At 38.4% G+C, this 12011-nt stretch carries 9 protein-coding genes and 1 tRNA gene; all 10 read right to left on the reverse strand.

Features of this window, described 5'->3' with window-relative positions:
* Positions 1-138: 138 nt before the first annotated feature.
* The 10 genes from D8991_RS01915 to D8991_RS01960 all read right to left on the reverse strand — a co-directional run bounded on the left by D8991_RS01915 (position 139) and on the right by D8991_RS01960 (position 12011).
* A complete protein-coding gene (locus D8991_RS01915; RefSeq protein ID WP_120488511.1) occupies positions 139-3243 on the reverse strand; it encodes an HsdR family type I site-specific deoxyribonuclease in 3105 nt (1034 codons plus the stop codon).
* A gap of 90 nt (positions 3244-3333) precedes the next feature.
* Positions 3334-4434 (reverse strand): AAA family ATPase, encoded by a 1101-nt coding sequence (locus D8991_RS01920; RefSeq protein ID WP_120488512.1) that lies wholly within the window; start codon positions 4432-4434, stop codon positions 3334-3336.
* A 5-nt stretch (positions 4435-4439) separates the two neighbouring features.
* Positions 4440-5009, reverse strand: a complete 570-nt coding sequence (locus tag D8991_RS08890; RefSeq protein WP_162926761.1) for a restriction endonuclease subunit S — start codon at positions 5007-5009, stop codon at positions 4440-4442.
* A 1-nt stretch (position 5010) separates the two neighbouring features.
* Positions 5011-5664: a restriction endonuclease subunit S gene (locus tag D8991_RS08895; RefSeq protein ID WP_162926725.1), complete on the reverse strand. Its 654-nt coding sequence runs from the start codon at positions 5662-5664 to the stop codon at positions 5011-5013.
* On the reverse strand, positions 5661-6644 hold the full coding sequence (locus tag D8991_RS01930; RefSeq protein ID WP_120488513.1) for a virulence RhuM family protein: 984 nt from the start codon (positions 6642-6644) through the stop codon (positions 5661-5663). Before D8991_RS01930 ends, D8991_RS08895 begins: the two co-directional genes overlap by 4 nt.
* Positions 6645-6647: 3 nt before the next feature.
* Positions 6648-8195, reverse strand: coding sequence for a type I restriction-modification system subunit M (locus tag D8991_RS01935; protein WP_120488514.1), 1548 nt, complete (start codon positions 8193-8195; stop codon positions 6648-6650).
* Positions 8196-8888: 693 nt separating this feature from the next.
* Entirely contained in the window at positions 8889-10175 is a 1287-nt protein-coding gene (locus D8991_RS01945) for a tyrosine-type recombinase/integrase (protein ID WP_120488516.1), read from the reverse strand.
* A 46-nt stretch (positions 10176-10221) separates the two neighbouring features.
* Positions 10222-10295, reverse strand: a tRNA-Met gene (locus tag D8991_RS01950).
* Between the two features lie 54 nt (positions 10296-10349).
* Positions 10350-11639 carry a peroxiredoxin family protein gene (locus D8991_RS01955; protein ID WP_120488517.1) on the reverse strand — a complete coding sequence of 430 codons (1290 nt, stop codon included), beginning with the start codon at positions 11637-11639 and terminating at the stop codon, positions 10350-10352.
* 93 nt (positions 11640-11732) lie between these two features.
* Entirely contained in the window at positions 11733-12011 is a 279-nt protein-coding gene (locus D8991_RS01960; RefSeq protein WP_160223860.1) for a hypothetical protein, read from the reverse strand.

Below are 12011 nucleotides of genomic sequence, written 5' to 3' on the forward strand. Positions count from 1 at the left end.
TAGCAAGTTTAGTCGTCTTATATATTTACACTCAGAAATATAAGTATGCATACACTTACAAATATAGATTCAAAATCAGGTTGCAAATATAATAAAAAATGGGAAAGCTAATTCAACATAACGAATAGTTTTCATTGGTTACAGCTCACCTCCTACGCCCTTATATTTCTCTACAAAAGCGGCTATTCTGCGGAAGACCGTCTGTTTCTTGGTGCGATACTCAGGGTTTAGCGGACTCATCTTCGGCAAAATGCTATTGAGGTCGGTGCCATTTTCGCTAGCGAGTCCTCGCCTTAGGGAGAGCTGTATGTAGCGCTTGGTGGCCTCTTCGTTTAGATGTTCCTCCACAATAAGGGCATTGGCTTCTTCTCTTTGTCGCGCTTGGGCGTAGGTGAAGAAAGCCGCGATGATGCTCGGTTTGTCCTTAATCGTGTCCAAATTGGTTTCATTGATAAAATCCACGATGAGACTCTCCTTGGCTCGGTTGCCTATGCTTGCCCTAATGATACGGCGTACTTCGTCTACCAAAGCCTCTTTGTTTCGGTTCTTTTTGTGGTGTTCTAAGATCAGTCCGAGTATGTAATCGAGGTCTATCTCTTGCGACTTGAGCAAGTCTACTTCAAAGACCACTTCTTCCCAGTCTATAAGTTGTTTTTCTTGCGCCTCATTCTCACGCTCCCTACTTATCCAATCGCGTATATCGTTGTAAGTGGATTTATAGTCTTGTACCAATCGCTCCTTGAGTACATCCAATTGTACCATAGCGGCTACTTGTTCTTCGGTAAGGAAATGCTCTTTAGCAAAGGTTTTGAGGGCTTCGGGGTCGTTCTTATCAATGGTTTGCAGTGCTTTGAGATGGGCAAACTCATCATAGTTTTGCAAAATATTTTCCACCTGTAGGTATTCTCCGAAGAGCTTTACAAAGGCTTTTTTGTCGGCCGAAGTATGGATCTCATCGGGGTCGGGGAATTGTTCTTGCAACTCTTTCACGATTTCGTTATAACCACGGCAGGCCTTTCCGGTAATGATGTCGGTAAAGCCGTCCAAATACTCTTGGTAACTCTTTTCGAGGATGACGTTCTTGGTGCTCTTATCACCAAAAAGAGTAATGGTATCGACGGTGGGTTGCTCCAAATCGCGGAAAGTAACGATGTTGCCAAAGCTCTTGGTGCTGTTATAGATGCGATTGGTACGCGAGAAAGCCTGCAAAAGGCCGTGATAGCGCAAGTTCTTATCCACAAATAGGGTATTGAGCATAGGGGCATCAAAGCCGGTGAGGAACATGCCTACCACGATCAGCAGGTCTATTTCTTGACTTTTCACTCGGTTGCTTAAGTCGCGGTAGTAGTTTTCAAACGAATTGCTTTCCAGAGAAAAATTGGTCTTGAACATCGCGTTGTAGTCGGCAATGACTTTTTCCAAAAACTCTTTGGCACTGACATCCATAGCGGAAGGTTCGAAAGTTTCGTCAGTAATGTCGCCTATAGCATTCTGTTCTTCATTGGCAGCATAAGAAAAGATAGTCGCTATCTTGAGCGGTCGGTCGCTATTTTTTTGCAAAGCGTTGAGCTCTTGGTAGTAGCATTTGGCAGCCTCTACACTGCTAACGGCAAACATCGCATTGAAGCCCTTATTACTACCCTCATTTCTGTGGGTTTTGAGGCGGAAATTGCGCAAAATGTACGTAGATATTTCCCTAATACGTTCGGGGTGTAGCAAGAGGCGTTTGTTTTCGGCAGCACTGAGTTTGGCTTCATCTTGCTCGGTTTCTATACCCTTAAATTGCGGACGTACATCGTTGTAATCTACTTTGAATTTCAGTACTTTTTCATCGCGAATGGCATCGGTAATTACGTAGGCGTGCAGTTCGCGACCAAACACGCTGGCAGTGGTTTCGCTGCCCAAGGCATTGTCGGGGAAAATAGGGGTGCCTGTAAAACCAAATTGGTAGTACTTCTTGAATTTCTTTTTAAGGTTCTTTTGCGCTTCACCAAATTGGGAACGGTGTGCCTCATCGAAGATGAAAACAACTTGCTGGTCGTATACCGGCAAGTGCTCTTCGCTCCTCATCAGGTTATTGAGTTTCTGGATAGTAGTAACGATAATTTTATGGTCGTTCTTGTTTAAATTCTGTTTGAGTCCGGCAGTACTACCTGAGCCATTTACACTATCGGGCGAAAAGCGTTGGTACTCCTTCATCGTTTGATAATCCAAATCTTTGCGGTCTACCACAAAGAACACTTTATCGATAAAATCGAGCTGGGTAGCCAGTTGTGCCGCTTTAAAGCTGGTGAGCGTTTTGCCCGAACCTGTAGTGTGCCATATATAACCACCTCCCTCGAGAGAGCTCCAGCGCTTGGCTTGATAGGCGCTTTTTATCTTCCAGAGCAGCCGTTCGGTAGCGGCTATTTGGTAGGGGCGCATCACTAATAGTGTGTCGCTTACATCAAGCACCGAATAGGTGAGTAGCACCTGTAACAAAGTGTTTTTCTGAAAGAAGGTAGCGGTAAAATCCTTCAGGTCACGTATAAGAGAATTATCAGCTCTTGCCCAATTCATCGTAAAGTCGAAGCTGTTTTTATTGCGCTTTACGGTGTTGGCAAAATAGCGGGTATCGGTACCGTTGGAAATGACAAATAGTTGCAAGTATTTGTACAATGAACTCTCGCTGTTGAAACTCTCCTTGCTATAGCGATGCACTTGGTTGAACGCCTCACGGATAGCCACCCCTCGTTTTTTGAGTTCGATTTGCACTAAGGGCAAGCCATTTACTAAGATAGTTACATCGTAACGATTGGCGTGAGAACCTTTCTGTTCGAACTGGTTGATTACTTGTACTTTATTACGAATGATATTTTTCTTATCAACCAAATAGATATTTTGTATATGTCCATCGTCGAACACAAAGTCGTAGATATAATCGCGGTGCAGTTTGCGTGATTTTTCTACCAAGTTATCGCTGGGGGCATCTAAATATTCCTCTACAAAGCGCGCCCATTCGGCATCGGAAAAGGTTACGCTGTTGAGGTTTTGCAGCTGCGTGCGCACATTATTCAAGAGTGCGGCGGGGGTAGTAAGCTGCGGAAGGTATTCATAGCCTTGTTCTACCAAATCCTCTATAAATTCGCGTTCTAACGCATTTTCACTTTGGTAAGTATCAGGAGCTTCGCTCACTTTAGAGAGTTTAGTATAATTTTCTAAAACGATGTAGTTTTGTGTTTCGGCGATAGTGTTGTAATTCATTCTTAAAAACTTGCTTATTTAGGGGCAAAACTTGCTTATTCTTTCTTGAAGGTATATTTTGCATTTACACTTGTAAGAAATTGTATGCTATCATTGCTGCCCCTCTTTCCAATATTTATCCCCTACAAGATGATTAAATAAAAGTTTTAAGTCTTCCTTTGCAGAGTTAGTAGGTTCTGCAATAGCTTCATTTGATAAAGTAGAGTGGCTGGTATACTGAATGATTCTATTGTAATATTTTTGTTTTTCGTCAGGTAATAAATGCGACCATTGTGGATAACCAAAAAAACTTGCAGTTTTTTCGTAAAGATTTCTCAACAATATGAAATGATATTTTTGAATACTTTTTGTTTGAATAGCATCTTCTATAGTCTGCTTTAGAAATAAGTGATAGGAAAAACTTTTATTAGAATCTCCATCTTTTTTTTCTAATTCAAATGTCCCATCTTCATTTTTTCTTAACATATAAGTTGCTTTTGAGTTTAGTTCGTTATACAATACATTATAGAATAAAGGGCTATGTGTTGTAATTATAAACTTTAATTGCTTATTCTGACTTGATTTTATTAGATCAGCTATATCTACAGCTAATTCTATTAAGTGATTTTCATCTAAAGAACTTACTGGGTCATCTATAAAAACATATTCTAGCTCATTAAACCCTTCTACAGGACGATCATCTACTTTAGGAATGTTTAAAGTCTCAATAACTTCTTTTAATAAACTATAGAAAATACACCAAATAAGACAATTTTCTTCTCCTTTTGAGATCTTTATATTTTCTAATCGTGTTTCATTACCTCCTTCTACAGAGAAGTTAACCTCGCTATAATCTTCATTAAAACGAGGTGTTAACTTATTACTAGTATAACGTTGAAAGTTAGAGATAATATTCCTTTCTTGTCCTTCATCTACAAGTACCCAATGAGTAAAACCATTAGGACGAATTTTTAATTTTCTATTTGTATCCTCTTCTAGGTCATTATCCCAATAAAATAAGTCTTCTGTAAAGGCATTGTAGTAAATAATCTTTGAACGAGTTTTTTCATCATCATCTTGTTTAGAAGAGACTAAATCCTTAAAGATACGAGACAAACGTGTTTTACCTACACCATTGAAAGCATAAATAAGTTGTACTTTTTTAGAACTATCTTTTAGCTCTTCTGCTATTTCTTTGAGTGTTTTTCCCATAGTTATTATTGGTTGTTGGCAAATGTTAATAATTTCTCCCTATAATACTCGTATTGTTTTCTGCGCAGGGCTATTTCTTTGGGCAGCCCCTCACTGATAGAATTCACCAAAGTATCGAACTTATCGAGAATAGTGGCAATACGCTGTTGCTCGAAGAGTGGAGGGAGGGGGATAGGATAATCCATAATTTTTTGTTTATCTCCACGAGGCATTTTTGCTCCCTTTGCATATTTCATATTATAATTGAAAAACTTATCATCAGCAAGTATATGATATAAATATTTCGCATTAACAGAGTTGTCTATAAGATGAATAACTAAAACATCTCCACTTGCACCTCCATCGTTATCAGCCAACCATATTTTTTTTAAATAAGGGCGAATATTTCCTATTAGTACATCATTGATATTATATGCTGTTACATTGCCTTCTGAAGGGACATAATTAGAAATTATTTTGCCAGCCTTGTTTTGTAATAAATTCTCAACTCCAATATAATTATTTTCCTCTACAGAAGATGCTTTTATTCTCTTATCTGAGTATGTTGCTACTTCTCCCAGCGTTTTCCAAACTATCTCAGTACCCCCCCCCCTCTATCTTATTGAAAGTCAATAATTTATTTCGATAGTATTCATACTGCCGCTTGCGGCAGTCCAGCTCCGCCTCCAGCTCCGCCTCCAGCTGGGTGAACTTGTCCAAAATACGAACAATCTCTTGCTGGACAGAAAAAGGAGGGAGGGGGATTTGGAATGTGCCAAACTCTTCCTTTGTAATAGTTTTTATTGTGCTTCCCCTTGCATTTTCTTTTTTTATGCCAAAGATACGTTTAAGTTGATATGCAAAATATCTTATGTCAACCTCATTATCTATATGTGTGAATATAGCTATAGTTCTATCTACATAAGAATCATATTGAGTTATAGCGACTCTGCCAATAGTACCTTGTAAAGATACTAATATTGTACCTTCCGGCACAAAAACACTTTTAGGCATCGCTAACTGCGATATTCTTTGTTTAGTTATAGAAACAAGATTGAATTTGTTATCTTCCATATCAGCAACTTGCACAAAAGGCATTGAATTATCCCCCCCATACCATTCAGATTTCGTATATGGCTGAGGAAAAGAACCTCGCCTAAATGTTGCTACCTCTCCCAGTGGTTTCCATACCACTTCAGCGCCTTGTAGGAGGCGTTCTATATAAGGGAATATTTTTGGTTCTTGTGTCATTGTTTTTTCTTTAGGGATTTTTCAAAATCTGAAAATATCTTTTGTGTTTTGTTAAATTCATCGTACTCTGCTTTAGCTTTGTGCTCTGCCTGCTTTTTGCTGATACTTCCTTTGCCCTTAAGAATGTCATATTTCCGAAAGGCTAAAAACTCATTGATGCTTTTAGCAAACTCTTCCATAGTAAACGTGTTTTCACGCTCAATCAGATCTTCAATATAATCGAAATAGCCTGTTACAGCGCGCTCCAACTGACGAATTTGTTTCTCCTCTAAATAGTTTTTTGCCACAGTAACATCGCTTTTGAGTATTCTACCATCGGGAGCGTTCTTCCAAGTGGTCAGCCCCATATGCTCTTTTGTTTTATCAGCTGATGTATTGATAATTTCTGCCGCTGTTTTTCCAGTAATAGCATAATGAAACTTGTTTTGTACCATTGCATAAAAGTCTTTAGTAATATCAGCCTCTTTATCATAATCAATACTGCATTCGGCAAAAATATCGGTTATTTGCAACCATATTCTTCGTTCGCTGGCACGAATAGAGCGAACGCGTTCCAGCAATTCCCTAAAATAGTCTTTCCCAAATGCTCCCTCACCTTGTTTCAAACGCTCGTCATCCATTGCAAAGCCTTTGGTCATATACTCTTTCAAAACAGAGGTTGCCCAAATTCTAAATTGTGTTGCTTTGCGTGAATTGACACGGTAGCCTACTGAGATAATGGCATCAAGGTTGTAGAACTGTGTCAGATAGTTTTTACCATCAGTTGCAGTTGCCGAGATTTTCTCGGTAACTGAATTTTTGTCAAGTTCTCCTTCTGCAAAAATATTTTTCAAGTGCAGGGATATATTGTCTGTAGAGCAATTAAAAAGTTCTGCCATTGCCTTTTGTGTAAGCCAAATGGTTTCACCTTTAACAACAGCGTTAACAGAAACCGCTTCTTGCGGTGTATTATAAATCAGATATTTTATTTCACTATTCATATCTTACCCCTCTATTTCTCTGATAATCCCCTCAATATCAGCCCTAAGTTCATTAATCCGCACTACGGTTTGCGCTACTTCGGCGTTAAGTTGCTGAATATCTATCACTTCTCGGGTGTCTTTTGCTTCTACATACGAACTAACGGATAGGTTGTAGTCATTTTCGGCTATCTGCTGGTTGTCTACCATCGCAGCGATGTGAGGTACTGCCTCTTTGCCGGCAAAAATACTAACGATACGCGCTATATGGGCATCAGTAAGTACGTTGTTATTGGTTTCTTTCTTAAAAAAGTCTTCACCACTAGCATCGATGAATTGGGTACGGGTATCGGGTTTGTGTTTGGAAAGCACCAATATATTCACAGCAATGCTGGTGCCGTAGAAAAGGTTGGGGGGTAGGGCGATAACGGTTTCTACATAGTTGTTGTCGATGAGGTATTTGCGTATTTTCTGTTCGGCGCCTCCACGGTAAAAAATACCAGGGAAGCATACGATAGCCGCACGCCCCTTAGCGGAAAGGTAGCTAAGTGAATGCAGAACAAAAGCAAAGTCGGCTTTGGAATTGGGGGCTAAGACCCCTGCAGGAGCAAAGCGGTCGTCATTGATAAGGGTAGGGTCATCGCTGCCTATCCAGTTCACCGAATAAGGAGGATTGGAAACGATGGCATCAAAAGGTTTTTCGTCGCCAAAGCAAGGGGTTATGAGGGTATCGCCTAAGGCAATATTGAATTTATCGTAGTTGATATTGTGCAAGAACATATTCATACGCGCCAAGTTGTAGGTGGTATGATTGATCTCCTGCCCAAAAAAGCCGTCCTCTATCAGGTGGGCGTCGAACTGTTTTTTGGCTTGTAGCAGCAGAGAGCCCGAACCACAAGCGGGGTCATAGATCTTATTGACCCTTGATTGCCCATGGAGGGCAAGCTGAGCGATGAGTTTGGAGACATGCTGAGGGGTGAAGAACTCCCCGCCCGACTTGCCTGCGTTGGCGGCATAGTTGGAGATAAGGAACTCATAAGCATCGCCAAAGAGGTCGATTTGGTGGTTTTCAAAATCGCCAAAACTAAGTCCTGCCACTCCATTAATTACCGCTGCGAGGCGTTTGTTTTTTTCCTCAACGGTATTGCCAAGTCGGTTGGAGGTAGTGTCGAAGTCGGCAAAAAGACCTTTGATATCTGCTTCGGAGGGGTAGCCATTGGCGGAACTTTCGATAGCCGAGAAGATAGCTGCTAAATCAGTATTGAGATTGGAATTAGTATTTGCATTTTTAGCTACATTCACAAACAGCTGAGAAGGGTAGATAAAATAACCCTTAGTTTTCGTAGCATCGTCTTTTATTTCGGGAGTAATAGCCTCGTCAGGCAATTGGGCATACTGCACACTCTCGTCACCTCCCTCTATAAAGTTAGTAAAATTTTCGCTGATAAAACGATAGAAAAGGGTACCTAATACAAATTGTTTAAAATCCCAACCATCTACAGCGCCGCGCACATCATTAGCTATTTTCCAAATCTGTGCCTGCAAGGCGGCTCTCTGTTCTGTACTCGACATGATGATCGTTTTGTTTTTTTAAGAGCCAAAGGTACATAAATATTTTGGAATATACTCGTTTTTTTTGGGAAAATCTCGAAAATAATAATCTACGAGCCATAGCCTTGTATCAATAGAGCTCTCTATTAGAAAAACGAGTTCCGAAGTTTTTACAATCCTTTTCCCATATTTTTCATTTGTCCGTTGTGAGGCTTGCCCCAACAGACAAATAGAAAAATAGGGAAAAGCAAGATTGTCTTTGTATATCTCAACGTAAGTTGTATATACAAAGACACATCTTGCTATTCAAAAATTGGGCTAATTCAGAGTAGTCTAACGTGTTGATAATAAATAGTTTGTTTGTTTGTTCTAAGAGAAGGTTCTTTTGGAAGGAAAAATAGGAATATTGCAGAAAAAAATGAAGGTTCCTATATTTAATGTATATTATATATATTATATGTATATAGATAAAAGATATTTTTTTAATATATTGAAAATTAATATTTTATAAAATCAACCACGCACTATTTTACGCACCCCCATAGGGTAACCGTGTACTGATTTACGCACCCCTACAGGGTAACCGTGTACTGATTTACGCACCCCTATAGGGTAACCATGTACTGATTTACGCACCCCTACAGGGTAACCGTGTACTGATTTACGCACCCCCATAGGGTAACCATGTACTGATTTACGCACCTCAATAGATAGTTATTCTAAAAAAAGGGAATAATCATCGGGGAGTTCAGCATCTATATCTCTCAGATATTGTTGTAAGGCTGTAAGTGTAGTATGTCCTGTGATAAGCATTAACCTATCATAGGTTTCGCCTTGGGAATATTTTTCTCTAAGCTGTCTGTACAGCTTGGTAATAAAGGTATGTCTGAAAGAGTATAGCCCATAGTCCTTACCAAGGTTCAGTTCATCTTTAACTTTTTTAAATCGCTTACTCCAGTAGTCTCTTTTATTACCCTCTGTGCTTTCCCAAGGACCAGCACTATTAGGAGCAAATAGGTAGTATTCAGAATTAAGTCCCTTGAAATGTTGGATCTCACCAAGTAGGATTTCTGGAATTATCTTTACCTTAACCAGTTTGTTTTTAGCTCTTACATTGAGTTTTGCACCCTCAAAATCTATGTCCTTAACTTGTAGGCGACAGGCCTCGATAGGACGCAAGAAGTTATAGCTTATGAATTTAACAAATAGAAGCAAGTCCTTATCTTTCTCCTCCAAAAGAGTAAAAATAGTATCCTGCTGGCTCTGTGAGTATGTTTTGTTACGTTCGGGCTTGGTAGGTAACTTCTTGATTTTGGATACTACATTATGAGGAATAAGCTCGTTTTCTTCCAAGGTACTGAATATAGCATTTAGTACAGCAAGGGTGTTATTTCGGTTGCGAGGGCTTGATTTTAGTAGAATGGTATTTAGAAAGTCATTAACCTCTTTCTTGGCGATGTTCTTGATAGGAGCATTATCTAAATAGTTGTTTTTCAAGAATTTTTGGAACAAACCTATGCGATGCTTGTAGTCTATAAATGTTCGCTCGGATACACTATTTTTCTTTAGATTTAGCGCAAAATCAAGGGCAGAACAAGCTGTATAGTCTTGATTTTCATGGTTTTTTTCAAAATATTCGTCAGAGGGTGTATAGCCACTTTTAAGAAGTTTTTCTATGATATTTCTTAGCTTATGAATACGTAAGTACCTGTTATCAAAATCCTTATACTCTTGATTAACTTTAAAGAAGATAGAGGGTTGTTTTACCATTTTCCCTTCTTCATTACGGAAGTAATAGTATACATACCAACGCTTATACCTCTGTAGGATCTGTTGTTTTTCCTCCTCTGAAAAGGCTGTTAAGCGTTTTTCAGAGATGATTTTCGGATAAATCTTAGGAGCTGTATACTTCTTTTTTTCCATAAGACCTTCGGATTTTTGATACTCGCCGATATACTCGGTTTTATACTCGCTTTGTATCAGTTCATACAGTTTGGACATAAAAAAATACGCTTGAGGGCGTATTTTTATTGGGATTTTCATTTTGTAGCGAAGACGGGATTTGAACCCGTGACCTTTGGGTTATGAATCCAACGCTCTAACCACCTGAGCTACCTCGCCATTTTTGTGGTGCAAATATATAAAAGATTCGCATATCCACAAAATATTATCCTATTATTTTATACCTAAAAATTCCATTACATCTGCGTAGCGATCAGGCTTTGCAATGATTTTGTTCTTAGCATCAAGCACGAAATAGATAGGTGTAGCCTGCACATTATATTTCTGAACGTAAGAAGCGTACCACCCATTAAGCTCACTTGTACTAATCCAAGGGTAATTTTGCGCTTTTTCCAAATAGTTTTCCTTATTAGAATCTAATGAAAAACCTATAATCTCAATGCCTTTGGATTTTAGAGTTTCATAATGAGGAATGAATTGAGGCAATTCTTTAGTACAATGCGAGCAACCTGAAGACCAGAAAATAATAATTTTTTTATTAGCCTTTACTCCATAGAGGGTTTTTGCTGAGGTATTTAGTGTATTTTCCAAATCTGAATTAGCAAAAGAAGCTCCTATATCAAGACTTTTATTGATTTTTATGGTGTTTTCAAGCCTGCTATTGATACTGCATTTTAAATTTTGAGCATCTTTCAGATATTTTTCCTTTAAATCATTCATAGCATAAGCATTGAAAATATCAATGAGCTCAGAAAGTACAGTTTGCCCTCGTGAAGTTTCAATATTTACAGCGGTTAAAAGTTTAGCAACAGCATCTTCAGCATTTAAATTCTCTTTTGAATTAAGGTAGGACAATAACAGCGGACGAAGCAGAGAAGAGGTTTCTAACATTTCATTGGAATCACTAATGAACTTTATTATCTCCTCTTGAGATATGCTGGGTGCTTCAATAGATTTTTGGAGAAATTTAGAAGAATTTGTATGATAATAGTTGATGAAAGGATAAGACTGCAAATCTTCTTTTTCAGATTGAGATAAATTATGAATCTCTTTTTCTAAAGCCTGAGCAAACTCCTCCGATTTCTTGTAGTACTGAATAATTTGATACAGTGCAGGCAAAATATAATCTTTCTTTTTCTCTGTACTTTGGAGTTTAGACATCAGTTTGTTTGCCTCATCTAAATAGATGATATCATCTACTTTAGCATCTTTTATTTTCAGGAGTATATCAATGTTTCTATTTTCAGAAATGAAAGGTATAGTAGTTTTAAACTCTGGGATATATGCTTTCATTATCCCTGAATAGGAGGTAGGATACTTTATACTAAAACTATTTTTCAATGATTGCCCTTTTGTAAAAAGAATATCTTTTGAGCCGTCTAATGTATAGACATAGATTTCTTTATTTGTATTGTCTCCCTCAGTTTTGATATTGATATTAAATTGGGCGTTTACTAATTGGGCAGATAGTGCTAATGCCACTAAAAGAATATTTTTTTTCATTCGTTTTATTTAGGTAGCAAATTTATCAAATTATAAGTATAAATAAAAAACTCACTGATAAAGTTCAGTGAGCTTCCTATTAATTATATACAACTACTTCTTTTCTGTATTATATTTTTTTGAAAAGTAAGCATAAGAAGCTATCATCGCTATTCCTAGACCCATAAGCAATGAGGTATGCATATCTATTGGTGTATTAGGCTTAGCACCTGGTCCATCACCACCGACACCTCCATTTCCAGGATTGGTAGGGGGATTGACAGGTCCCCACCCTGGAGGAGCTTCTATATCATCTGCATATGAAAGACTGGAAGTAGACAGCAGGATAAACAAACTAAAAATCTTTACTAATATTAAACTTTTTATTTTCAT

Source organism: Bergeyella cardium (assembly GCF_003614945.1).
Taxonomy (GTDB): domain Bacteria; phylum Bacteroidota; class Bacteroidia; order Flavobacteriales; family Weeksellaceae; genus Bergeyella_A; species Bergeyella_A cardium.